Source organism: Roseateles sp. FW301-B2 (assembly GCF_058788955.1).
Map to the genome: position 1 here is coordinate 97,353 of NZ_JBYTBE010000003.1, position 23,436 is coordinate 120,788.

Annotated in this window: 18 protein-coding genes; 9 read left to right on the forward strand and 9 right to left on the reverse strand. The window is 70.9% G+C overall.

Annotation, left to right across the window (positions count from 1 at the left end; all coding sequences use genetic code 11):
* Positions 1-96: 96 nt before the first annotated feature.
* Positions 97-1,353 carry a serine hydrolase domain-containing protein gene (locus tag AC3WQY_RS03690; protein ID WP_492705882.1) on the forward strand — a complete coding sequence of 419 codons (1,257 nt, stop codon included), beginning with the start codon at positions 97-99 and terminating at the stop codon, positions 1,351-1,353.
* A gap of 10 nt (positions 1,354-1,363) precedes the next feature.
* Here the strand turns inward: AC3WQY_RS03690 and AC3WQY_RS03695 are convergent, their stop codons facing one another.
* Positions 1,364-1,792, reverse strand: coding sequence for a hypothetical protein (locus AC3WQY_RS03695; protein ID WP_285234286.1), 429 nt, complete (start codon positions 1,790-1,792; stop codon positions 1,364-1,366).
* A 145-nt stretch (positions 1,793-1,937) separates the two neighbouring features.
* On the opposite strand from AC3WQY_RS03695, the gene AC3WQY_RS03700 reads away from it, so the two are divergent.
* Both AC3WQY_RS03700 and AC3WQY_RS03705 read left to right on the forward strand, forming a co-directional pair.
* Positions 1,938-2,462, forward strand: a complete 525-nt coding sequence (locus tag AC3WQY_RS03700) for a flavin reductase family protein (RefSeq protein ID WP_285234287.1) — start codon at positions 1,938-1,940, stop codon at positions 2,460-2,462.
* Positions 2,463-2,546: 84 nt separating this feature from the next.
* Positions 2,547-3,365 carry an isocitrate lyase/PEP mutase family protein gene (locus AC3WQY_RS03705; protein ID WP_492705885.1) on the forward strand — a complete coding sequence of 273 codons (819 nt, stop codon included), beginning with the start codon at positions 2,547-2,549 and terminating at the stop codon, positions 3,363-3,365.
* Here the strand turns inward: AC3WQY_RS03705 and AC3WQY_RS03710 are convergent.
* The 8 genes from AC3WQY_RS03710 to AC3WQY_RS03745 all read right to left on the reverse strand — a co-directional run bounded on the left by AC3WQY_RS03710 (position 3,333) and on the right by AC3WQY_RS03745 (position 15,407).
* The gene (locus tag AC3WQY_RS03710) at positions 3,333-4,157 is read right to left on the reverse strand and encodes a ParB N-terminal domain-containing protein (protein ID WP_285234289.1); all 825 of its coding nucleotides are present in this window, start codon (positions 4,155-4,157) and stop codon (positions 3,333-3,335) included. The genes AC3WQY_RS03705 and AC3WQY_RS03710 overlap by 33 nt on opposite strands.
* Positions 4,158-4,222: 65 nt before the next feature.
* Positions 4,223-6,313 (reverse strand): TonB-dependent receptor plug domain-containing protein, encoded by a 2,091-nt coding sequence (locus AC3WQY_RS03715; protein WP_492705887.1) that lies wholly within the window; start codon positions 6,311-6,313, stop codon positions 4,223-4,225.
* A 10-nt stretch (positions 6,314-6,323) separates the two neighbouring features.
* Positions 6,324-8,402, reverse strand: a complete 2,079-nt coding sequence (locus AC3WQY_RS03720) for a TonB-dependent receptor plug domain-containing protein (RefSeq protein ID WP_285234291.1) — start codon at positions 8,400-8,402, stop codon at positions 6,324-6,326.
* On the reverse strand, positions 8,399-10,114 hold the full coding sequence (locus AC3WQY_RS03725; protein WP_285234292.1) for a sensor histidine kinase: 1,716 nt from the start codon (positions 10,112-10,114) through the stop codon (positions 8,399-8,401). Before AC3WQY_RS03725 ends, AC3WQY_RS03720 begins: the two co-directional genes overlap by 4 nt.
* Positions 10,111-11,046 carry an ABC transporter substrate binding protein gene (locus tag AC3WQY_RS03730; RefSeq protein ID WP_285234293.1) on the reverse strand — a complete coding sequence of 312 codons (936 nt, stop codon included), beginning with the start codon at positions 11,044-11,046 and terminating at the stop codon, positions 10,111-10,113. The genes AC3WQY_RS03725 and AC3WQY_RS03730 overlap by 4 nt, the downstream gene beginning before the upstream one ends.
* 156 nt (positions 11,047-11,202) lie before the next feature.
* Complete coding sequence (locus AC3WQY_RS03735) at positions 11,203-13,083, reverse strand: potassium transporter Kup (RefSeq protein ID WP_285234294.1); 1,881 nt, start codon at positions 13,081-13,083, stop codon at positions 11,203-11,205.
* 69 nt (positions 13,084-13,152) lie between these two features.
* On the reverse strand, positions 13,153-13,839 hold the full coding sequence (locus AC3WQY_RS03740; RefSeq protein WP_285234295.1) for a response regulator: 687 nt from the start codon (positions 13,837-13,839) through the stop codon (positions 13,153-13,155).
* Positions 13,836-15,407, reverse strand: a complete 1,572-nt coding sequence (locus AC3WQY_RS03745) for a sensor histidine kinase (RefSeq protein ID WP_285234296.1) — start codon at positions 15,405-15,407, stop codon at positions 13,836-13,838. The genes AC3WQY_RS03740 and AC3WQY_RS03745 overlap by 4 nt, the downstream gene beginning before the upstream one ends.
* Positions 15,408-15,514: 107 nt before the next feature.
* Here AC3WQY_RS03745 and AC3WQY_RS03750 point away from each other — a divergent pair, with 107 nt between their 5' ends.
* The 6 genes from AC3WQY_RS03750 to AC3WQY_RS03775 are packed head-to-tail and all read left to right on the forward strand — an operon-like array spanning position 15,515 to position 23,362.
* Entirely contained in the window at positions 15,515-16,240 is a 726-nt protein-coding gene (locus tag AC3WQY_RS03750) for a substrate-binding periplasmic protein (RefSeq protein WP_492705892.1), read from the forward strand.
* A 19-nt stretch (positions 16,241-16,259) separates the two neighbouring features.
* On the forward strand, positions 16,260-17,039 hold the full coding sequence (locus AC3WQY_RS03755; RefSeq protein WP_492705894.1) for a substrate-binding periplasmic protein: 780 nt from the start codon (positions 16,260-16,262) through the stop codon (positions 17,037-17,039).
* A gap of 6 nt (positions 17,040-17,045) precedes the next feature.
* Complete coding sequence (locus tag AC3WQY_RS03760; RefSeq protein WP_492705896.1) at positions 17,046-19,403, forward strand: ATP-binding protein; 2,358 nt, start codon at positions 17,046-17,048, stop codon at positions 19,401-19,403.
* A 55-nt stretch (positions 19,404-19,458) separates the two neighbouring features.
* The gene (locus AC3WQY_RS03765) at positions 19,459-19,914 is read left to right on the forward strand and encodes a response regulator (RefSeq protein ID WP_285234300.1); all 456 of its coding nucleotides are present in this window, start codon (positions 19,459-19,461) and stop codon (positions 19,912-19,914) included.
* A 20-nt stretch (positions 19,915-19,934) separates the two neighbouring features.
* On the forward strand, positions 19,935-20,966 hold the full coding sequence (locus tag AC3WQY_RS03770) for a diguanylate cyclase (RefSeq protein WP_492705898.1): 1,032 nt from the start codon (positions 19,935-19,937) through the stop codon (positions 20,964-20,966).
* Positions 20,967-20,998: 32 nt separating this feature from the next.
* Positions 20,999-23,362 carry a CHASE domain-containing protein gene (locus AC3WQY_RS03775; protein WP_492705901.1) on the forward strand — a complete coding sequence of 788 codons (2,364 nt, stop codon included), beginning with the start codon at positions 20,999-21,001 and terminating at the stop codon, positions 23,360-23,362.
* Positions 23,363-23,436 lie beyond the last annotated feature (74 nt).

A 23,436-nucleotide genomic window follows, 5' to 3' on the forward strand; every position in this document is an offset into this window, starting at 1 on the left:
ACCCTGCATCTGCGAACTCGTGCGCCGCGCGCCCCCCGCCTACCCTGCCGCCGAGGCCGACGCGCCTCCCCAAGCACCCACAAGGACGGAGACATGATGAGACCCACCTACAGCAGACGCGGCTCGCTGCAACTGATGAGCCGGCTCGCCTTGGGCAGTCTGCCCTGGCTGGCCGGCTGCGGCGGCGGCGCGGACGAGATTGACGAGCGCGTCTCGCCCAATCTGCTCACGACCACGCCGGAGAACCAGGTCGCGACCTTTCGACATGCCGACCGGCTGGCGCCCACCCGGGTGATACGGCGCGGCAGCGCTGCCAGGCCACTGACCGCGCATGCCCGCCAGCTGTCCGGGCTGAGCTACAGCCTGGCAGACCGTTCCTACAGCATCGACGACTACATGCAGCGCCAGCGCAGCAGCGGCCTGCTGATCCTGAAGAACGGCGAGGTGGCGCTGGAGCGCTACGCGATGGGCAACGACGCCAGCACGCGCTGGACCTCGTTTTCGGCAGCCAAGTCGCTCACTGCCACCCTGATGGGCGCGGCGCTCAAGGACGGCAGCATCGCCAGCCTGGACGAGCCCTTGACGCGCTACCTGCCCGAGTTGGCGGGCAGCGCCTACCAGGCCAACACGATCCGCGAGCTGCTGCGCATGTGCTCGGGCGTGGCCTGGAACGAGGACTACAGCGCCGGCGCTGACTCCGACATCGCCAGGCTGGCCCAGGCCTGCTCCAGCGGGGGCCGCGGCACGGTGATGGAGCTGATGCGTTCGCGCCCACGCGCCGCCGCGCCGGGCACGGCGTTCTGCTACAGCACCGGCGAAAGCTATGTGCTGGGCGCGGTGATCGCGCGCGCCACCGGCCGGACCCTGAGCGACTATCTGTCGCAAAAGATCTGGGCCCCGATGGGCATGGAGGCCGACGGCTACTGGATGCTCGACGGCGTCGGCGGCCTCGAGATGGGCGGCAACAACTTCAGCGCCACGCTGCGCGACTACGGGCGGCTGGGCCAGTTCGTACTTCAACAGGGCCGTATCGACGGCCTGGCCGTGTTGCCGTCGGGCTGGCGCGATCTCGCCGGCCACCCCGACTCGGCCACCACCGCCTGCGGCCAGCTCTACCCGGGCTACCCGCTGGGCTACGGCTACCAGTGGTGGTCCTTCCCCACCGGGGCGGATGCGCTGGAGATGCACGATGGCGCCTTCACCGCCGAAGGCATCTACGGGCAGTTCATCTACATCAACCCCGCCGAACAGGTGGTTGCGGTGGTATGGAGCGCCTGGCCGCAAGCCTGGGTGGACAGCGCCGAACTGGAAACCTATGTGCTGCTCGGCACCGCCGTGGCGATGCTGCGCTGACGCTGCCCCCTCAGTTCAAGCGCTTCAGCTCCACCTGCGGCACGTCGTGCACGAACCAGCGGTGCACCTCGCCCTGGGCGTCCAGCAGGTCCAGCCAGAGCCCGCCCGGCACCGCGCGCGAGCGCAGGCACAGGCCCGGCACCGGCCGGGCGCAAGGGCCGCTGAGGCGGATCGGCACCGCCGCCGCCGGTGCGGCGGCCAGCGCCGCGGCGGCCTCGGCGGGCGCGCGCATGCGCAGCCATTGCACCTCGCGCAGCGGCAGGCTCACGAGCCCGCGCTGGCGCGCCATGCGCAGGTCGATGGAGCGATCACCATCGTGAAACTGATCCAGCCGGCCGTGCAGGCGCTGCTGGTTGAGCAGGGTCAGATCGCAGTCGCCGCTGATCCCTTGCGGGCCGCAGGCGTCCAGGCCCGTGGGCAATATGGTCCAAGGCAACATAAGGGTCTCCCATCCTCTGCTGTCATGAGCGCAGTGCAACCCATCGCGGCGATCACGGTCATGAGGCAGCGCAAATTCCGCAGCCGGCGGATTTGATCTGCCGCAGAGAATGCGGGGGCATTCGCTCTGCCCTGACAATAGGCGCATGACCCTGTCGCCCTCCGTTCCCAGCCAGGCCACTGCCGCCGACCCGCTCGACACCCTGCAGTTCCGCTCGGCCCTGGGCATGTTTGCCACCGGCGTGACGATCGTGACCGCGCGCGCGCCCGACGGCAGCCTGGTGGGCCTGACGGCCAACTCCTTCAACTCGGTGTCGCTGGCGCCGCCGTTGGTGCTATGGAGCCTGGCCCAGCGCGCCGGCTCGATGCCGGTGTTCAGCCGCGGCTCGCACTACGCCATCAACATCCTGGCGGCCGACCAGAAGGCCCTGGCGCAGCGCTTCGCCACCCGCGACATCGACCGCTTTGCCGGCGTGGCCTGGCGCGAGGGCGCCGGCGGTGCGCCCGTGCTGGAAGGCGTGGCCGCGGTGTTCGAATGCGCCAACCGCAGCCAGTACGAGGAGGGCGACCACGTCATCTTCGTCGGCGAGGTGGAGCGCTGCAGCTTCGCCGAAAGCGCCCAGCCGCTGATCTTCCACGGCGGCAGGTACTACACCGAGCTGCCGCTGTAGGGCGTCCTGAGGCAGAGGTCCGAAAACGGCCAGACGCGCGTCGGCGCGCCGCCTAGCATGCAGGCTCATTCCTCGAGACCTGCCATGACCGCCTTCCACCGCTTCCAAGCCCTGCACCAGGCCCCGGCGCCGCTGCTGCTGCCCAATGCCTGGGACGCCGCCAGCGCGCGCCTGTTCGAGCTGGCCGGCGCGCCGGCCATCGCCACCTCCAGCGCCTCGCTGGCCTGGTCGCTCGGTTATGCCGATGGCGGCGCCCTGCCGCCCGCGGAGCTGCTGGCCGCGGTGCGCCGCCTGGCCCGGGTGCTGAGCGTGCCGCTGAGTGTCGACCTGGAGGATGGCTACAGCGCCGATCCGGCCGCCGTGGCCGCGCTGGCCCGCGCCGTCGCCGACGCCGGCGCGGTGGGCATCAATCTCGAAGACGGCGACCAGGCCCCCGCCCTGCTGGCGGCCAAGATCGCGGCCATCCGCGGCGCGCTGGGCAGCGACCGGCCCTTCTTCATCAACGCGCGCAGCGACGTCTATCTGCGCCGGCTGGCGAGCGGGGCGGCGGCCGCGGCGATGAGCCTGGAGCGGCTGCGCCTGTACCGCGAGGCGGGCGCCGACGGCGCCTTTCTGCCCGGCCTCGCCAGCGTCGACGAGGTGCGCAGCCTGGCCCCGGCCATAGGCATGCCGCTGAACCTGATGGTGATGCCCGGCATGCCGGCGATCGAGCAGCTGCATGCGGCCGGGGCGCGGCGCTTCAGCGTCGGGCCGGCCCCCTTCCTGCTGGCCTACGGGCAGGCCCAGGCGCAGATCCGCGATTTCCTGCAGCAGCAGGCCACGGCCGGCCTGTTCGGCCAGGGCCTGGGCCTGGGCTATGCGGCCATGAACTCAGCGCTGCAGGGCGGCGAGCTGCTGGCGTAGCACGGCGTTCTCCACCGTCAGCTCGGCCACGCGGGCGCGCAGGCGCTGCAGCTCGTCGGCCTCAGACTCGCTCAGCGGGGTCAGGTCTTGCGCGGCGGCCTGTTCGGCCCCCTCCGCCTGATCGGCCGCCGCCGCCTCGGCCGCCTTCGCCGGCCTGGCCTTGGCGGCACGCGCGCGCTTGGCGGCCTGCTTGAGCTCGGTCTTGCCGGCGGCGGCCGCGGCCACCTGCTCTTCCACCGGCAGGCTGGCCACCGCGGCGGCGGCGCTGATGGTGATCTCGCCCGACTTGACGGCCGCCACCAGCTCGGGCGCGGCCTGCTTCTGGATCTTCTCGATCAGCACCACCTGGTTGCTGCTGATGCGCGCCGCCTTGGCAATCGCCTCGCGCGTGTTGAGCGGGTCGGTGGGCGGCAGCTGCGGCGCATCGGCACGGCTCTCGTCGGGCTCGGTGTGCAGGGCGACCGCGCGGCGCGCCGCCACGATCTCCTTCTTGCGCAGCGCCAGCACGCCGCGCTGGAAGTCCGACACGCTGCGCCGGCCCAGATGCTGGTCGATCATCCAGAGGTGCACGTCCTCGATCGACTTGAAGCGCGGGTTCTGCACCGTCTGGAAGGGCAGGCCATGCTTGACGCAGATGCCGTAGCGGTTGTGCCCGTCCACCAGCACCTCGCCCCACAACACCAGCGCGTCGCGGCAGCCCTCGGCCAGGATGCTGCGCTCCAGCGCGGCATGCTCATCGGGGGTGAGCGGATCGATATAGGCTTTGAGTTCTTCGTTGACGACGATGTTCATGGACGCGCTGGCTGGGCGCCTGGATGGCGCCGGGGGGCGGATTCTAGAACGCCGCCGCCGGCAGGCTAGAAGCGGTAGCCCGCCTCCAGCACCCAGTTACGCCGCGCCAGCGGGAAGTCATTGGGGATATTGCCGGGCGCCGGGCTGGGCTCGCGCGCGTCGGCGTCCAGCGCGTTGCGCAGCCCCAGCTGCAGGCTCCAGCCCTGCTGCGCCTCGCGGCGCCAGTGCAGGCTCAGGTCCAGCAGGCTGTAGTCCTTGATGGGCGCGCGGGCGTCGCCGGCGGCGCGCGCGCGGTCGGCGACGTGGCGGGCCTGCAGGTTCAGCGCCCAGTCCGGGCCCCAGCGCCAGTCGGCCCCCAGCTTCAGCATCTGGCGCGGCGCATCGGCGCTGGCCCGCCCCGTCAGCCCGTCCACGCTGTGCTGGTAGGCATAGCTGCCCACCAGGCGCCAGTCCGGACCGGCCTGCCAATGCCCTTCCAGCTCCAGGCCGCGGCCATGCTGGCTGCCCAGGTTGGCCGCCGTGGTGCCGGTGAGCGGATCGGCATTCGGCACCGGCCGGATGATGTCGCGCATGCGGTAGTCGAACAGGTTCAGCACCAGGTGCAGATCGGCGCTGGCCTGCCAGTCGGCCACCAGCTCGGTGGTGCGCATGCGCTCGGGCCGCAGGCGCGGATTGCCCAGGTTCACCGGGTTGTTGATGTTGTGCAGCTCGGCGAAGCTGGGCGCGCGGAAGGCCTGGCCGTGCAGGGCCTTGACGGTGAGGTTGTAGGCGGCATCCCAGACCAGCGCGACGCGCGGGTTGGTGGTACCACCGACGTCGTCGTAGTGGTCGTGGCGCAGGCCGGCGGTGAGCGTCCAATCCTTGGCCAGCTGCCATTCGTCCTGCAGCAGCACATAGGCGACGCGGCGGCGCTGCGGCTGCACATAGCGGTCCGCATCGGCCACGCGCTGCAGCGCGCCCAGCGGCACCGGCACATTGCCGACGCCGGGGATGAACTCGAAATTGAAGTTCTTCACTTCCCAGGTGTCGTGCATATGGCTGTCCAGCAGGCCCAGGCCGGCGCGCCAGCGATGTCCGCTCCAGCCGCTGTAGACCGCGCCCAGCGACGCCTCGGCCACGCGCGAATCGCGGCCCGGCCCGCCCTGCATGCCCTCGGGGTAGGCGCCGCCAAAGGCGCCGGCGGGGAAAAGCACGAACCAGGAGTCCACGTGGTAGCGCGCCAGCGCGGCATGGGCCTGCAGATCCCATTGCGGCGCCACCCCCTGGCGCTGGTAGTCCACGGCCAGCGTGCTGGTGTCGGAGCGGGCCCAGTCGCGGTCGGACAGGGCCTGGGCCAGGCCGGCCCCGCTGCCGATGCCGTCGCGGCGCTTGAAGCCCGCCTGCAACCGCAGCTCCTGCCAGGCCAGCTGCAGGCCCAGATCGAGATCGCGGTGCCCGGTGTGCAGGCGCCCGGGCGCGAGCGAGGCCCGGGTGCCGAACAGCGCATCCAGGGCGGTCTGCGCGTCGGCCTCCACCACGGGGTCGGGCCCCGCGCTGCGCCCGGCGTGCGCATAGGCCGACCAGCTGCCGCTGCCCAGCGCCGCGCCCTGCTGCAGGCTGAGCGCGCGCGTGCCATAGCTGCCCAGCGTCAGGCGCGCCTCGCCGGCACGGCGGCCGGCACCGCGCTTGGTGGTGATGGCGATCACGCCCGAGAAGGCGTCCGCGCCATACAGGGCCGAACCGGGTCCGCGTATCACCTCGATGCGCTCGATCTGGTCCACCGGCAGGCTGATCCAAAGCTCGTCCTGCCCGCCCAGATCGGGGTTTTGCAGCCGCACGCCGTCGACCAGCATGAGGATCTGCTGGTTGAAGGTGTTGCCCACGCCGCGCAGCTGGTACTGCGGGTCGTAGACCAGCAGCGAGCGCGCCACATGCAGGCCCGGCACCAGCTCCAGCACCTGGGTCAGGTCGGTGGCGCCGCTGGCGCGGATGTCCTCGGCGCTGAACACGCTGGCCACCGCGGGGGCGCGGCGCAGCTGCTGGCTGGCGCCGCTGGCCACCGAGATGGTGGCGCTGTCGCCGAAGGCCAGGGCCAGGTCTTGCTCTTCGGCGGCCGTCTGGGCATGCGCCACCGCGCTCAGCATGCAGACCATCAGCAGGCAGGCGTGGCGGATCATGGCGGTCTCCTCAGTAGCGGAAGTCCAGCTCCACGCTCAGGCTGCGCGGCGCCAAGGGCAGGTCGTTGACGAGACGGCCCGGCGCCAGGCTGGGCTCGCGCTGGTCGCTGTCGGTGGCATTGCGCAGCAGCGCGGCCACCGACCAGCGCGCGCCCTGCGGCGCGTGGCGCAGGCTCAGATCGACATTGGTGTAGTCGGCCACCGGCGGGCGCACATCACCCGGCGGGCGCTCGCGGCCCGCCACCCGGTTGAGCTGCGCACCCAGCTGCCAGGCCTCGCTGACGCGCCAGTCGGCCAGCAGATAGGCATGGCGGCGCGGCGCATAGCCGGGGCTGCGGCCGCTGCTTTCGTCGCGCGAGCGCTGCTGGCTCAGGCTCAGCTGCAGATGCAGGCCGGCGCCCGGGTCCCAGCTGCCGCTCAGCTCCAGCCCGCGCCCGCTCTGGTCGCCGGTGTTGTTGAAGGTGGTGCCGGTGCCGGGCTGCGCATTGGGGGTGGTGCGGATGAGATCCCTGAGCCGGTGCTCGAAGGCCGCCAGGCTGAGCTGCAGATGGCGCCCGGGCTGCCAGATCAGCTGGGCCTCGCGCGTGGCCAGGGTCTCGGGCCGGATCGCCGGGTTGCCGCGCGCCACCGGGTTGCTGATGCTGTACTGCTCGTTGAAGGCCGGCGCGCGAAAGGCCTGGCCGTAGAGCAGCTTGGCGCTGAGGTTGTAGGCAGCCTCCCAGACCAGGGCCAGGCGCGGGTTGGTGGTGTTGCCGAAGTCGGAGTAGCGGTCGTGCCGCAGGCCCAGGGTGAGCGTCCAGTCGGGCGCCAGCTGCCAGTCGTCCTGCAGATAGGCATAGGCCACGCTGCGGCGCTGCGGCCGCATGAAGGGGTCGATGTCGCTGTGGTCGGTGATGGTCGGCAGCGGGATCGGCAGGCCGTTGGCGGCGAAGGCGAAGTTCTTCAGCTCGCGCGTGCGGTAGAGGTCCAGGTCCTCGTAGCCCAGGCCGGCGCGCAGCTTGTGGTGGGCCAGGCCCTCGTAGCCCAGGTAGGCATGCAGGCGCCACTGGCGCTCCCAGGTCTCGGGCGCGCCGAACATGCCGTCCGCAAACACGCCGGTGGGAAAGCGCACGCCCGCCGGGTAGATCTGCAGCGGCCGCGGAAACTGCTGGCTGTAATGCAGGGCGCTGAGCCCGAAGCCGGCGCTCAGGTCCGGCAGCAGCGCCGCCTGCTGCCAGCTCAGGTCGCTCACCAGGCGCTCGGTGCGGTACAGGCCCTGCGGGTCCAGCGCCTGCGAGATGCCGGCCCCGGTGCCGAGCTCGCGCAGCTTGTAGTTGATGCGCCAGCGCCAGCCCTCCAGCGCCAGATCGAGGTTCGCATCCCAGCTGTCGTGCCCGTTGTTGAGCGCCCCGGGCGCCAGGCTGGCATGCGAGCCGAAGGTGGCGTCGTTGAAGCTCTGGGCATCGGCCTCGACGAGATTGCGCGCGCCCTTGCCGCGGCCGCGCTGCACAAAGGCGGCGTATTCGGCCGGCCCGAGCTTGCCGCCCTGCTGCAGCCAGGCATCGCGCGCGCCGAAGGAGCCCAGGCGCAGGCCGGCCTCGCCGCCGTGCAGATCGCGCGGCCCCTTGGTGACGATGTTGATCACGCCGGCATAGGCGTCGGAGCCGTACAGCGCCGAGCCGGGGCTGAGCATGACTTCGATGCGCGCGATGTGCTGCACCGGCAGGCCGCCCCAGCCATTGCCGCGGTTGCCCACCAGCAGGGTCGTCATCGGCACGCCGTTCTGCAGCATCAGGATCTGCGGATTGAACTGGCTGTAGATGCCGCGCGCCACGTAAAGCGGCGTGTACGTGCCGCTGCCGCGCCCGACATGCAGGCCGGGCACGCGCTCCAGCACCTGGTCCAGATCGCTGGCGCCCATCGCCTCGATGTCGGCGGCGGTGATCACCGCGGCCACCGCCGGCGCGCGCCGCAGCGGCTGGGCGCTGCCGGTGGCGATGCTCACCAGGGCGCTGTCGCCAAAGGCCAGGGCCAGGTCTTGCTCTTCGCTGCTCTGCGCCTGCGCCAGCCCGCACAGCAGCAGGCCCAGGGCAAGGAGTGGCTTGCTCATGGCGCCTCGCTGCGGTGGCTGACCGCAAGTTGCTGCTGCTGCGGCGCCCGCCGCGGCAGCGTGATGAGGATGCGCGTGCCCGCGCCGGGCCGGCTTTCCACCACGATGCGGCCGCCCAGCAGGCCGGTCACCAGGCTGTGCACGATCTGCATGCCCAGGCCCGAGCCGCCCTGGCCGAAACGGGTGGTGAAGAAGGCCTCGAAGACGCGCGAGCGCACCGCTTCGTCCATGCCCTGGCCGTCGTCGCTGCAGATGATCTGCACCTGGTTGGCGCCCAGCGCGTGGCATTGCACCTTCAGCAGCCCCTGCGCGCGCCCGGCAAAGCCGTGCACCAGGGCGTTCTGGGCGATATTGCTGACCACCTGGCCGAGCGGGCCGGGATAGCTGTCCATGCGCAGGCCGGGCTCCAGCTCGGCCTCGATGCGGAAGGGGGTGTGGCGGAACATCGGCTGCAGGCTGGCGAGCAGCTCGTGGATGACCTCGTCGGCGCGGAACTCGCGCCGCATCTCGGTGGTCTGGTCCAGCGCCAGCTGCTTGAAGCCACGGATGATGTCGGCGGCGCGCTGCACATTGCGCACCACCAGGGCATTGCCCTCGATGCTGTTGGCCAGCATGCGATTGAAATCGCTTCTGCGCACCTGGCCGCTCTTCACCGCCTCGCTCATATGGTGTTGTTCGGCCTCCAGCGCCGAGGCCGAGATCAGGGCATTCCCCAGCGGCGTGTTGAGCTCATGCGCCACCCCCGCCACCAGCCGGCCCAGCGAGGCCAGCTTGTCGGCCTCCACCAGCTGCTTCTGCGCCTCGCGCAAGGTGTCGAGCGCGCCCTGCAGCTCGCGGTTGGCGGCAGTGAGCGAATGGGTGCGCTCGGCCACGCGCTCCTCCAGCGTGGCGGCATGGCGGGCCAGCTCGGCGTTCTTCTGCTGCAGCTCCTGTTCGCGCTGCTCCAGGCTCTCCATCATGCCGTTGAAGACCTGGGCCATGCTGGCGATGTCGCGCGGGCCCGAGAGCCGCGCGCGCAGGCCTATGCGCCCCTCGCCGGCGCGCAGCATCACCTCGGACAGCTCGCCCAGCGGCCGCGTCAGGCGCCGCGCCAGCAGGCGCAGCGCCCACAGCAGCAGGGCCGAGAGCGCCAGGCCGACGCCGAAATTGATCGCCACCAGGCGCCGCACCAGCTGCACCAGCGCCGCCTTGCCCTGGGTCACGCGCACATAGCCCAGCAGCTCGGCGCGCGGCGCCCGCGCCTCGAAGGGCGAGGCCTCGGCCGGCTGGGTGCGCACCGGCGCCACGAAGCTCCAGGCGTCGTCGGTCTCGGCCTCCAGATAGGGGCCCAGGGCATCGGACTGCGGCTTGGAGGCGGCCATGGGCGGGGCGTTGCCGCGCGCCACCAGGGCCTCGCCATCGGCGTGCAGCAGTTCCACGCGCAGCACATCGGGGAAGGAGAAGGCGCGCTCGATCGGCTCGCGCGCGTTCTCCGCGCCCTCGGTGAGCAGCGCCAGCTGGCTTTGCTGGGCCAGGCTGGTGGCCAGGTTCAGGCCCTGGCGCACCAGGGTCTCGCGCACCTGCAGGCTGCCCTGCCAACTCGACACCACCGCCGACACCGCCGCCACGCTGAGCACGCCCGCCGCCACCACCACGGTGAGCTGGCGGCGGAAGGTGGCATGGCGCAGCGCGTCCAGCCAGCCGCGTGATGACAGGAAGGAGACGGCGCTCATCGCTCGGGCAGCAGCAGCTCGAAGCTGCGCTGGACTTGGGGGCTGAGATCCAGCCCGAGGTGGCTGGCGGTGCGGGTGTTGAGCGCCGCATGCACATCGCGCAGCGGCTGGGCGCCGCGCGGGGCCCCGGCCTGGCGGGCCAGCTGCGCCAGCGCGCTGCTGGCCAGGCTGCGGCCGAGTTCCAGGTTGTTGGGATAGAGCGAGAACAGCGCGCCGCGCCGCACATGGCCCAGATTGCTGGAGAACAGCGCCAGGTTGCGGTTCCAGCATTCCTGCAGCACCAGCGGCAGCACCGCCGATTCATCCACCGTGAGCGGATCCTGCGGCAGCCACAGCGCGTCCTGCGGCGCGGCCTGGGCGAAGAAGTCCTGGTACTGGCGCAAGGCGCTCTTGAGCTCGTCCACCTCCAGCGCGCGCAGCTCCAGCCCGAGCTGGCGCGCCGCCGGCTGGGCATGGCGCATCAGCCAGGCGCTATGGCGCGGCGAATAGACCACGGTGACGCGCTTCACCCCCGGCTGCAGGCTCTTCAGGCGCTGCATCAGCAGCAGCGGGTCGGGCGCCAGGCTCAGCAGGGTGGCGGCGCGGGCGTCGGCCTCGTTGGGGCTGATGACGCCGCCGGCCACCACCTCGATGGCGGGGTCCAGCGCGGTCGCCACGCGCAGGCCGGCACGGCCCAGCGCGATCACCACCTTCAGCTCGCGGCGGCGCAGCTCGCTGGCGAGCGCCAGCGCGTCGGCATCGGCCGCCACCGCGATGCGCGGCACGCGCTGCTGGGCACGCTCATCGATGCCTTCCAGGATCTTGGCAAACACGGCGCGAAAGGGCTCGCCGATCTCGGGATAGATCACCGCCAGCCGGTCGCCGGCCAGGCCCTGGCCGAACGCCGGCCACCACGGCAGAACGCCGCAGCCCCAGGCGGCCCATTGCCGCAAGCATGAACGCCGCGCTGGCCGCGCGGCACGCCAAGCCATGCCCAAAGTTGTTTGCCTTTCGTCCGTGACGCCCTGCGCCGGCGAAGGCCATTTTTACGCCAATCGCACAACTCCCCGCGCTGAGTCTAAGCGATCAAGGCAGCCGCCCCGCCGGCCTCAGATCTGCACGCGCGTGCCCAATTCCACGACGGCGTTGTCGGGCAGGTGGAAGAACTCGGCCGCGCTGCCGGCGTTGCGGCTCAGCGCCGCGAACAGGCGCTCGCGCCAGTTGGCCATGCCGGCGCCGGGCGTGGGCACCACCGTCTCGCGGCTGAGGAAGTAGCTGGTCTCGAAGGGCTCGATCACCAGCCCCTTGGCGGCACACAGGGCCAGGGCCTGGGGCACATGGGGTTGGTCCATGAAGCCGTAACACAGGGCCACGCGCCAGAAGCCCGGCGCGAGCGCCTGCAGGGCCACGCGCTCGGCCTCCGGCACCCAGGGCCGCTCGGCGAACTTCACCGTGAGGATCACATTGGTCTCGTGCAGCACCTGGTTGTGCTTGAGGTTGTGCAGCAGCGCCTGCGGCACCGTCTCGGGGTTGGCCACCGCATAGACCGCGGTGCGCTGGGCGCGGTGGATGCTCGCATCGCTCAGGGTCTCGATGAAGGGTTCCAGCTCGAGGCCTTCGCTGCGTATGCCCTGCAGCAGCAGCTGGCGGCCGCGCTGCCAGGTGCTCATCAGCACGAACAGCAGCAGGCCCAGCAGCAGCGGGAACCAGCCGCCATCGAGGAACTTGATGGCGCAGCCGGCCACCAGCAGGGCATCGATGGCGAGGAAGAACAGCGTGGCGACGATCGCCAACGGCGCCGGCAGCTTCCAGCCGTCGCGCACCACGAAGAAGGTCAGCACGGTGGTGATCATCATGGTCAGCGTGACCGCGATGCCATAGGCGCCGGCCAGCGCCGAGCTGCTGCCGAACAGCAGCACCGCCGCCACCACGCCCGCCAGCAGCGCCCAGTTGACGCCCGGCACATAGATCTGGCCGGCCTCGCGGGCGGAGGTGTTGCGCAGCTCCATGCGCGGCAGAAAGCCCAAGAGGATGGCCTGCTTGGTCATCGAATAGGCGCCCGAGATTACCGCCTGCGAGGCGATCACCGCGGCCAGTGCGGCCAGCACCACGGCGGGCAGCACCAGGTTGTCGGGGAAGAGGCGGTAGAAGGGGTTCTCGATCGCGCCCGGGTCGCCGATCAGCAGCGCGCCCTGGCCCATGTAGTTGAGCGCCAGCGCCGGGAACACCAGGCCGGTCCAGGCCAGCCGGATCGGCCTGGCGCCGAAATGGCCCATATCGGCATAAAGCGCCTCGGCGCCTGTGAGCGCCAGCACGATCGCGCCCACCGCGGCAAACAAGTGCCAGCCGCGCTCGCTCAGGAAGGCCCAGGCATGCAGGGGGTTGAGCGCCGCCAGGATGGCCGGCTGCTGCTGGATATGCATGAGGCCGATCACCCCCAGCACTCCGAACCACAGCACGATCACCGGCCCGAAGATCTTGCCCACCGCGTGGGTGCCGAAACGCTGGATCATGAACAGGCCCACCAGGATGGCCAGCGAGATCGGCAGCACATAGGGCTTGAGCGCCGGCGTCAGCACCTCCAGGCCTTCGATCGCGCCCATCACCGAGATCGCCGGGGTGATGACGCTGTCGCCATAGAACAGCGTGGCGCCGAACACGCCCAGCAGCAGCAGGGCGCCACGCAAGGCCGGCCGGCCCTGCACCGCCTGTGCCGCCAGCGCGGTGAGCGCGAGGCCGCCGCCCTCGCCGCGGTTGTCGGCGCGCAGGATCAGGATCACATACTTGAGCGTCACCACCAGCATCAGCGCCCAGATGATCACCGACACCGCGCCGGTGATATTGGCCGGGTTGAGCGCCACGCCGGTGGCGGGCAGAAAGATTTCCTTGACGGTGTAGAGCGGGCTGGTGCCGATGTCGCCATAGACGACGCCGATGGCACCGAGCGTGAGGGCGGCAAGCCCTTGGCGGGCGGGTGTGTGGGTAGACAAGCTGATCACCTGATGCTGTGGATGGGCGCAGCATCGCGGCGCCGGCATCAGGAACGCATAAGGGTCGGCTCAGTCGGCCAGCCGGTACCCCACCCCCGGCTCGGTCAGCAGGCGCTGCGGGTCGGCCGGGTCGGCCTCCAGCTTGGCGCGCAGCTGCGCCATGTAGAGCCGCAGGTAATGGGTGTGCTCGGTGTATTCGGGGCCCCACACGTCCGCCAGCAGCGCGCGGTGCGTGACCACCTGGCCGGCGCTGCGCACCAGGCGCGCCAGCAAGTTGAACTCGGTGGGCGTGAGGTGCACCTCGGTGCCATCCAGGCTGACGCGGTGCGCCGCCAGCTCCACCACCAGGCCGCCCTGCGCGTAGCGCGTGATGGCCGCCTGGGTGTGCACGCCGCGATGGCGCAGCGCCACACGCATGCGCGCCAGCAGCTCGCTGACGCTGAAGGGCTTGACGAGATAGTCGTCGGCGCCGGCGTCGAGCAGGCGCACCTTCTGGCCATCGGCCTCGCGCGCCGAGATCACCAGCACCGGCGTCGACTTCACCTTGCGCAGCGTGGCCAGCAGCTGCTCGCCCTCGCCATCGGGCAGGCCCAGGTCCAGCAGCAGCAGATCGGGCGGCTCGCCATGCGCCAGCAGGGCCAGGCCCTCGGCCAGGCTGGCGGCGCTGTCGACCTCGTAGCCCTCGACGCGCAGCGCCCCCTTGAGCGTGGTGCGCAGCTCGCGGTCGTCCTCGACCAGCATGACTCGCAGACTCATGCTTCATCATCCTTCATGAGCGGCGGCGCCACGAGCGGCAGCCAGCATTCAAAACTCGCACCGCCATGGCTGCGCGCGCGGTAGCTCATGCGGCCGCCATGGGCCAGGGCGATGGCGCGGCAGGCGGCCAGGCCGACGCCGGCACCCCTTCGTTCTTCACCGTCGGGCCGCTCGCGGTTGAGTTCCACACCGCGCTGGAAGACGTTGAAGATGCGCTCGCGCCAGGCCGGCGCCACGCCGGGGCCGCGATCGCGCACCGCCAGCACCATGAAGCTCTGCTCGCCCTCGCTGGCGCAACGCACCAGCAGCTCGATGGCCGAGCCGGGCGCGTACTTGAGCGCGTTGTCCACCAGGTTGTCGAGCAGCTGGGTGAGCAGCAGGGCATCGCAGCGCAGCAGTGGCAGATCCGGCTCGAGCCGCGCACGCACGCGCCTGGCGGCCTCGCCGCGACGGCGGCGCACGCGCTGCAGCACCGCGCCGACGATCTCCTCGGCCGATTCCCAGTCCATGCGCAGCACCACGCCGGGCGCGTCCAGGCGCGCCAGCTGCAGGCCGTTGTCGGTGAGGCGGCTCAGGGCCTCGGTCTCGTCGACGATGGTGGCGGCCAGGCGCTCGCGCTGCGCCGGGCTGAGGCGCGCGTCCTGGTCCAGCAACGAGGAAGCAGCGCCCATGATGCTGGCCAGCGGCGTGCGGTAGTCGTGCGAGATCGCCGCCAGCAGGGCGTTGCGCATGGCCTGGCCGCTGGCCTCGTCGCGCGCGCGCTGCGCGGCCTGCTCGGTGGCCTGGCGTTCCAAGGCCAGGCCCAGCTGGTCGCACAGGGACTGGGCATGGGCGCGCAGCTGGGCATCCGGGGCTGTGTTGCCGGGCAGGCGCAGCCAGGCGGCGCCGTGGCTGGCGCGCCGCCCGCGCAGCGGCAGATACCAGGCCTGCAATTCCTCGTGCCGGCCGGTGCCGGGGCCGAAGGCACTGCCCTGGCGCAGGCAGGCCCACAGGCCGGCACGTTGGTCGGCATCCGGCGCGGCGCCCTGCCATTGCACCGCGGCGGGCTCGTTCACGGCCGGCAGGCGGTCTTTCAGCAGCATCAGCAGCACGGCATCGTCCAGCAGACCGGCCAGCGCTTCATGCAGCAGCGGCGCCTGGGCCAGCGGCTCCGGGCTGTCGCGCAAGGCCTCGCTGAAGGCGCGCAGCTGCTCGGCGCGCCTGGCGTGCAGCTGCGCCTGCGCGGCCTGCCAGCTCAAGCGCGCCATCAGCACGGCGGTGATCCAGTTCAGCGCCAGCATCGACAGCAGCAGCAGGCCATGCTGCGGCACATCCACCGCAAAGCTGCCGCGCGGCGGCACAAACGCCCAGTTGAAGGCCAGCACCGCCAGCAGGCTGGCGAGCATCGACGCCCAGGCCGGCAGCCAGATCGAGGCCAGCGCGGCCGCCAGCACCGGCAGCAGCGCCAGGTTCACCAGCCCCAGGCGGGCGTCCAGGCCCAGCATCAGGGCCCAGGCCAGACCCCAGACCGCGGCCGCGAGGGCCAGGTCTTGCCAGGAGGGGCGCCGGTTCGGCTGGATGAGAAGCATGCCGGAACCATAGCAGGGCGGGCATATGGATCCCATATGGGCGCCAGGCTTGGCTAAGATGGCTCGCGTCAGGTCAGCCGGAGTGCGGGCTATGGATGATCAAGGCGATGTGGTCTAGGCGCGCGGCCCTGGCGCTGCTGCTGGGCCTGGCGGCCGGCGCTGGCGCGGCCCAGCCGGGCGCCACCACCCTGCACCTGGTGACGGAAACCAGCCCCTTCGCCTATGCCGAGGGCGACCGCGTGGGCGGGCCGGCCACGGCGCGCCTGGAGCTGATCTTGCGCAGCGCCGGCATCGATGATTACCGCATCGACATCTACCCCTGGGCACGCGCCTACGACCTGGCGCTCAAGCAGCCCAATGTGCTGATCTACCTGATTGCCCGCACGCCCGAGCGCGAGCAGCAGTTCAAGTGGATCGGTGCGTTCATGGAGCAGAGCTATGACTTCTACCGCCTGCGATCGCGGCATGACATCGCGGTCGAGCGGCTCGCCGACGCGCGCCCCTACAGCATCGGCGTGGTGCGCGACGATGTGCGCCACCAGTTCCTGCGCGGCCAGGGGTTCACCCGCTTGCTGCTGGCATCGCAGAGCGTCGAGACTGTGCGTCATCTCCTGAACCAGCGGGTGGATCTGGTGCTACTGACCGAAGCGGATTGGATGGTGCTGTGCCGGCAGCCGCAACTCGATTGCGCGCAGCTGGAGAAGGTGCATCGCCTGGCCGAGCTGCACACCGGGCTCTATGCCGCCTTCAGCCAGTCCACGCCCGACGCGCTGGTGCAGCGGGTGCGGCGCGCCTTTGACAGCCTCAAGGCCGAAGGCAGGCTCAAGCTCTAGGGAAGCTACGGACGTCCACATGCATGATCAAGCGCGTCGCAAGCTGATGCTGGGCCTGGCCGGCGCCGCCGGGCTGGGCGCCTATGCGGCGCAGGCGCAGCAGCCCGGCCTGCTGATCGTCACCGAGGAGGCCGCGCCCTACAACTTCACCGAGAACGGGCGGCTCACCGGCATGTGCACCGAGCTGGTCCAGGAGGTCCTGAGCCTGCTGCAGCAAACGGCCGAGTTCAGCGTGCTGCCCTGGGCGCGCGCCTACGAGATGGCGCGCCAGGGCGAGAACGTGCTGATCTACTCGATCGCGCGCACCGCGCAGCGCGAGTCGCTGTTCAAGTGGGCGGGCGTGCTCACCCAGGTGGAGTACAGCCTGTACGCGCTGGCGAGCCGCGGCCTGCGCCTGGGCTCGCTGAGCGAGGCGATGCGCTGGCAGACCGCCACCGTGAACGCCGATGTCGGCGAGCAGTATCTGGAGGCGCATGGCTTTGCCAAGGGCAGGCAGCTGCAGTCCAGCGCCAAGAACCAGCTCAATTTCGAGAAGCTCAAGATGGGGCGGGTCGATCTGTGGATCACCACCGACCTGATTGCCCAGCAGCTGGCCAGCCAGGCCGGCGACGACGGCACGCGCCTGCTGGCCAAGGCCCTGCCCCTGCCCGAGCTGCAGGTGGATTACTACATGGCCTTCGGCCCCGCCACCGCCGACCCCCAGGTCGAGCGCTTCCGCAAGGCGCTGGAAACGCTCAAGAAGAACGGGCGCTATGCCGCCATCCGCAGGAAATGGCTCGGCGCTGCCGGCCCGGGATGAACGCCCGTGAAGCGAGGCCTGTTGCGCAGCCTGCTCAAGCACCGCGAGTCCCTCGGTACCCGCATGGTGCTGGCGACCCTGGCCTTCTGCCTGATCTTCACCCTGCTGGCGGTGGCGGCACAGACCTGGTCGGCCTGGCGCACGCGCCATGCGGCGATGCAGGCGGAGATCGAGCTGATCGCGCAGGTCTACCAGAGCACGCTGCGCAAGGCGGTCTGGGACATGGACCGCGAGGCCATCCAGGCGCACCTCAGCAGCGCCGCCTCGGTGCAGTCGATCGGCCATGCCGAGCTCACGCTGGGCGCGGCCGGCAGCCATACCGAGCGGCTTGAATTCACCCGCCCCGGCTGGACAGGCCCCGGGCGCGCGCCACAGCGCCAGGTGCCACTGATCTACCAGGCCTATGCGGGTGGACGCCAGGAGGTGGTGGGCGAGTTGCTGCTCGCCGGCGACGAGCGCCAGCTCTGGGCCTCGCTGCGCGAGGCGGTGCGCGCCATCGTGTTGACCCAGCTGGTGCAGTCGCTGCTGCTGGCGGGCTTCATCATGCTGATGTTCAGCCGCCTCGTCACCGTGCATGTGCGCCGCATCGCGATGCACCTGGCGCGCATGCGGCCCGAGGAGCTGGGCGAGCGCCTGAGCCTGGCGCGCCGCGCCGGCCGCTCCGACGAGCTGACCATGCTGGTGAGCGGCATCAACCATCTGCAGGACCGCCTGTCGGAATACCTGCAGCAAAAGCGCCGCTACGAGGAAGAGCTGGCCACCCACCGCGACCGCCTCGCCGAGCTGGTGCGCGAACGCACCGCGGAGCTCTCCAGCGCCAACCAGGCGCTGGGCAAATCGGCCGACGTGCTGCGCGAGGTAGGCAATGTGGGCATGGAGCTGACCACCAGCCTGGACATGCACGCCATCTGCCTGGCCCTGCACCAGCACCAGCGCCGCCTGCTGCCGCTGGACGGCTTCGGTGTGGCCATGCTGGCGCCCAGCGGCGACCGGCTGGACTTCGTCTACTACGTCGAGGACGAGATGCTGGCGCCGCCGTCCAGCCTGATGCTGACCGACCTGCGCTGGCTGACGGTGCGCACCTTCCTGAGCGAGGCCGAGATGATGGTGGCGGACGAGCAGGAATCCAGCCAGTCGCCCACGCCCGAGGGCGTGGTGGCGCAGGCGCCGATGCGCTCGGTGACGCTGTGGCCGCTGGTGGCCAACGGCAAGCGCATCGGCGTGGTGATTTCGCAAAGCCACCAGGCGATGGCCTACCAGGCGCGCGAGCTGGAGATCCTGCGCTCCACCGTGGCCTATGCCGCCATCGCCCTGGCCAATGCCAGCGCCTATGCCGCGGTGGAAGCGGCACGCGGCGAGGCCGCGCATGCGCTGGAGGAGCTGCGCCAGGCCCAGGGGCAACTGGTGCAGTCGGAAAAGATGGCCGCGCTGGGCCAGCTGGTGGCGGGCGTGGCGCACGAGATCAACACGCCGATTGCCGCGGTCAAGTCCAGCGGCCGCAATATCGCCGACGCCCTGCGCCACACGCTGGAACATCTGCCCACCGTGCTGCAGCTGCTGGACGGCCCGCAGCGCGACTGCTTCAGCCGCCTGATCGGCCAGGTCCTGGAGCCCGCGGCGCTGCTGAGCTCCAGCGAGGAGCGCCGCCTCACGCGCCTGCTCGCGGCGCAGCTGGAGGCCGCCGGCGTCGCCGAGGCGCGCCACAAGGCCGGCCTGCTGGTGCAGATGCGCGCGCAGCAGCGGCTGGACGATTACCTGCCCCTGCTGATGCACGCGCAGAGCCGGCTCATCCTCGACACCGCGCACAGCACCGCGACGATTGCCAGCAATACCGAGAACATCAACCTGGCGGTCGATCGCGTGGCCAAGATCATCTTCGCGCTCAAGTCCTACTCGCGCTTCGACCGCGACGCCGAATTCGCCGAGGCCGATCTGCGCGACGGCATCGAGACCGTGCTGACCATCTACCAGAGCAAGCTGCGCGGCGGCATCGAACTGCAGCGCGAGTACGGCGAGGTGCCGCCGGTCTGGTGCCTGCCGGACGAACTCAACCAGGTCTGGACCAACCTCATCCACAACGCCTTGCAGGCCATGCAATACAAGGGCCGGCTGCGCATTGCGCTGACGCGCCAGGGCGAGGAGGCGCTGGTGAGCATCTCGGACAGCGGCCCCGGCATCCCGCCCGAGCTGATGAAGCGCATCTTCGAACCCTTCTTCACCACCAAGCCGGCCGGCGAGGGCAGCGGGCTGGGGCTGGACATCGTGAGCAAGATCGTCGCCAAGCACCACGGCCGCATCGAGGTGCGCAGCGAGCCCGGCATGGGCAGCTGTTTCACGGTCTTCCTGCCGCTGGGCCAGGCATGAGAAAAATCCTTGCCAGGCGCATCGAAGTCGCACGTACCATTGAACCGGACGGCGCATGCGCCCCCGCCCCGACCGCCAGCAGGGAGACAAGCTGATGCAGGGAATATTGCTTTGCGTGGACGACGAGGTCATCGTGCTGAGCGCGCTGCGCGACCAGCTGCGCAAGGCCTACGGCGCGCGGCATCTGATCGAGATCGCCGAGAGCGCCGAGGAGGGCCTGGAAATCCTCGGCGAGCTGAGCGGCCAGGGCCTGGTGCCCCTGGTGGTGATCTCGGACTTCCTGATGCCGGGCATGAAGGGCGATGAGTTCCTCATCCAGGCCCGCCAGCGCTTCCCCTATGTGGTGACGGTGCTGCTGTCGGGCCAGGTCAGCGACGCGGCGGTGGACCGGGTGCGCCAGCAGGGCCATCTCGACAGCATGATTGCCAAGCCCTGGGACGCCCAGGCCTTGCTGGGCAGCATCGACGCGGGCTTGGCGCGCTTTGCCGCCAGCCGACCCGCCGTGCTCTGATTTCGCGCGAGGGAGGCACCATGGGCCATGAGGTGATTCTGTGCGTCGACGACGACGGCGGGGTGCTGACCTCGCTGCGCTCGCTGCTCGGCAAGAACCTGCTGCACGGGCAGATGATCGAGATCGCCGAGAGCGGCGCCGAGGCGCTGGAGCTGATCGACGAGATCGAACGCGAGGGCCAGACCCTGGCCGTCATCATCGCCGACTACATCATGCCGGGCATGAAGGGCGACGAGCTGCTGGCGCGCGTGCACCGCCGCATGCCGGAGGCGCTCACCATCATGCTCACCGGCCAGAGCAATCTGGACGGCGTGAAGCGCGCCATCAACGAGGCGAATCTGTTCCGCTTCCTGGAAAAGCCCTGGCATAACGAGGACGTGGTGCTGACCGCGCAGGCGGCGCTGCGCGCCTTTCGGCTCAACGCCGAGCTGCAGCGCCATGTGCAGGAGCTCAGGCGCATGAACGAGGAGCTCGAGCAGACCGTGGCCGAGCGCACCCAGGAGCTGGTGGACAAGAACCGCGAGCTCGAGCAGCTGGCGGTGACCGACCGCCTCACCAAGCTCTACAACCGCCTCTTCCTCGACCGCGTGCTGGAGCGCGAGTTCGCCAGCGCGGGCCGCAGCGGCCGCAGCTTCGCGCTGATCCTGCTCGACATCGACCGCTTCAAGCGCGTCAACGACACCTATGGCCACCATGTGGGCGACGAGGTGCTGATCGCACTGGCCCAGATCCTGCAAGTGCGCATACGCGCCAGCGATGTGGTGGGCCGCTGGGGCGGCGAGGAGTTTCTGGTGATCTGCCCCGACACGGATCTGGCGGGCGGCCAGCAGGTGGCCGAGAACCTGCGCCAGCGCGTCGAGGAGCATGTGTTCGCCCAACTCGGCCATTGCAGCGCCAGCTTCGGGGTGGCCGCCTACGCGCGCGGCGACACCATCGCGGCGGTGGAGGCGCGCGCCGACCGGGCTCTCTACGCGGCCAAGGCGCATGGCCGCAACCGGGTCGAGCTGGGCGAGCGCAGCCACGAAGTCCAGCCGCGCCGGGAGGCGCTCTGAAGCCCGCGCCAGGCGCGCGCACGCTGCTGCAGGTGCTGCTGGCATTCGCCGCGGTGCTGGCGCTGACCCTGCTGGCCTGCGCGCTGGTGGCGCGCGAGCAGCAGCGCCAGGTTGACGCCCGCTTCGCCAGCGACACCCGGCGCCTGCTGACCCAGGTGGACACGCGGCTGCAGTCGCACTTCGCGGCGCTGCGCAGCATCAGCGGCCTGTTCGCCGCGCAGCCCGAGCTCAGCCGCCTGCAATTCCATCAGTTCCTGGAGCGCTTGCGTCTGCGCGAAAGCACGCCGGGCTTTCAGGCCGTGCAGTATGTGCGCGTGCTGCCCGAGGCCGAGCGCGCGGCCTTCGTCGCCAGCGTGCGCGGCGACCGTACGCTGGAGGCCGGCGGCTACCCGCAGTTCGACGTCCATCCGGTGCAGGCGCAGGCGCTGCACTATGTGATCGAGTACAACGAGCCGATGCGCGGCAACGAGCGCGCCTTCGGCCTCGATCTGGCCGCCGCGCCGGCCCATCTGCAGGCCTTGGAGCTCGGGCGCGACAGTGGCATGCCGGTGGCCACCGCACCGCTCACGCTGGTGCAGGACGAGGCCGGCCGCACCGGCTTCGTGGTGCGCATCCCGATCTACCGTCGCGGCGCGCCGCTGGACGAACTGGCACAGCGCCGCGCCGCGCTGCAGGGCTTCGCCGCCCTGGTCTACCGCGCCGGCGACCTGATGCGCGGCGCCATCGATGCCCAGCTGCTGCCCGCGCTGCGCGTGCGCATCAGCGACATCGGCTATGCCGAGCCCCGGCCCGGCGGCGCCGCTGCGGCCGCGCCCATGCCCTTGTTCGACAGCGCCCCTGACACAGCAGCGGCGCCGGCCGCGGGCCTGACGCGGCGCGACACCCTGGTGGTGGGGCAGCGCCTGTGGGCCTTCGAATTCAGCGCGCTGCCCGGCGGCCGCTACGCGCCCGAGCACGCGCGCCTGCTCGCCATCCTGCTGCCCGGCCTGCTGATGGCGCTGCTGTGCGCCGGCCTGGTGGCGGCCTGGGCCAGCCGGCGCGCGCTGGCCCTGCAGCTGGCCAGCACCCTGGCCGAACAGAAAGCCATCTTCGACAACGCCGCGGTGGGCATCGAGTTCGTCAGAGACCGGCGCATCCAGGCCTGCAACAGCGGCCTGGCGGAGATGCTGGGCTATCGCGCCGAGGAGTTGGTGGGCGCCTCCACGCGCGTGCTGTTTGCCTCCGACCAGGCCTTCGAGGCGGCGGGCAAGGCCGCCTATGCCGCCATCGCCGCCGAGCAGCATTGGATCGGCGATGTCGAATGGGTGCGCAAGGACGGCAGCCCGATCCAATGCCGGCTGCACGGCCGGCATATCGACCCGCAGCACCTGGAGCTCGGCTCGGTCTGGGTGTGCTACGACATCAGCGCGCTGCAGGCCGCGCAGGCGCAGCTGATCCAGCACGAGAAGCTCGCCTCGCTGGGCCAGCTGGTGGCCAATGTGGCGCACGAGATCAACACCCCGATCGCCGCCATCAAATCCAGCAGCCTCAACCTCGGCGACGCGCTGGCGCTGTGCCTGAGCGAGTTGCCGCGGCTGTTCCGGCTGCTGGAGCCGCCCGTGCAGGCCCTGTTCATCGAGCTGACCCGGCGCGCCAGCCTGCCGGCCAGCCCGCTCAGCACCCGCGAGGAGCGCCAGCGCATGCGCGAACTCGGCGAGGCGCTGGAGCAGGCCGGCGTGAGCGAGGCGCGCCGCGCGGCCGGCGTGCTGGTGCAGCTGGGCGAAACAGGGCTCAGGCCCGAGCTGCTGGCGCTGCTGCAGCACCCGCAGCAGGCGCTGATCCTGCAGCTGGCCGAGGCCGTGGCCACCCTGCTGCGCAGCGCCGGCAACATCAATGCCGCGGTGGACCGGGTGGCCAAGATCGTGCTGGCGCTGAAGCGCTTCTCGCGCAGCGACCCCCAGGGCCAGCCAACCGCCACCGATCTGCGCGAGAGCCTGGACACGGTGCTGACGCTGTACCAGAACCAGTTCAAGCAGGGCGTGGAGCTGGTGCGCGACTACCAGGGCGATCTGCCGCCGCTGCCCTGCCTGCCCGACGAGCTGCACCAGGTCTGGACCAACCTGATCCACAACGCCCTGCAGGCCATGAACTACCGGGGCGTGCTGCGCATCAGCCTGCGCCGCCAGGGCGACGCGGCGCTGGTGTCGGTGGCCGACACCGGCAGCGGCATCCCCGCGCAGCTGCATGCGCAGATCTTCGAGCCCTTCTTCACCACCAAGCCGGTCGGCGAGGGCAGCGGCCTGGGGCTGGACATCGTCAAGCGCATCGTCGCCCGGCATGGCGGGCAGATCGAGGTGCACAGCGAGCCCGGCCAGGGCGCCCGCTTCGAGGTGCGGCTGCCCTACCCGGCCGCGTGAGCGCCGGGTAGGGCAGGCTCTCAAGTCAACGAAGGGCCGTTCCCGAGTTTGCTTGACCCCCTCGGGGGGCCTGA

Coding starts and splice junctions, on each gene's coding strand:
- AC3WQY_RS03765 (WP_285234300.1), top strand. CDS start 19,459: ATGCGCCCCCGCCCCGACCGCCAGCAGGGAGACAAGCTGATGCAGGGA.
- AC3WQY_RS03725 (WP_285234292.1), bottom strand. CDS start 10,114: ATGAGCGCCGTCTCCTTCCTGTCATCACGCGGCTGGCTGGACGCGCTG.
- AC3WQY_RS03700 (WP_285234287.1), top strand. CDS start 1,938: ATGACCCTGTCGCCCTCCGTTCCCAGCCAGGCCACTGCCGCCGACCCG.
- AC3WQY_RS03750 (WP_492705892.1), top strand. CDS start 15,515: ATGTGGTCTAGGCGCGCGGCCCTGGCGCTGCTGCTGGGCCTGGCGGCC.
- AC3WQY_RS03755 (WP_492705894.1), top strand. CDS start 16,260: ATGCATGATCAAGCGCGTCGCAAGCTGATGCTGGGCCTGGCCGGCGCC.
- AC3WQY_RS03745 (WP_285234296.1), bottom strand. CDS start 15,407: ATGCTTCTCATCCAGCCGAACCGGCGCCCCTCCTGGCAAGACCTGGCC.
- AC3WQY_RS03715 (WP_492705887.1), bottom strand. CDS start 6,313: ATGATCCGCCACGCCTGCCTGCTGATGGTCTGCATGCTGAGCGCGGTG.
- AC3WQY_RS03770 (WP_492705898.1), top strand. CDS start 19,935: ATGGGCCATGAGGTGATTCTGTGCGTCGACGACGACGGCGGGGTGCTG.
- AC3WQY_RS03705 (WP_492705885.1), top strand. CDS start 2,547: ATGACCGCCTTCCACCGCTTCCAAGCCCTGCACCAGGCCCCGGCGCCG.
- AC3WQY_RS03695 (WP_285234286.1), bottom strand. CDS start 1,792: ATGTTGCCTTGGACCATATTGCCCACGGGCCTGGACGCCTGCGGCCCG.
- AC3WQY_RS03710 (WP_285234289.1), bottom strand. CDS start 4,157: ATGAACATCGTCGTCAACGAAGAACTCAAAGCCTATATCGATCCGCTC.
- AC3WQY_RS03740 (WP_285234295.1), bottom strand. CDS start 13,839: ATGAGTCTGCGAGTCATGCTGGTCGAGGACGACCGCGAGCTGCGCACC.
- AC3WQY_RS03720 (WP_285234291.1), bottom strand. CDS start 8,402: ATGAGCAAGCCACTCCTTGCCCTGGGCCTGCTGCTGTGCGGGCTGGCG.
- AC3WQY_RS03690 (WP_492705882.1), top strand. CDS start 97: ATGAGACCCACCTACAGCAGACGCGGCTCGCTGCAACTGATGAGCCGG.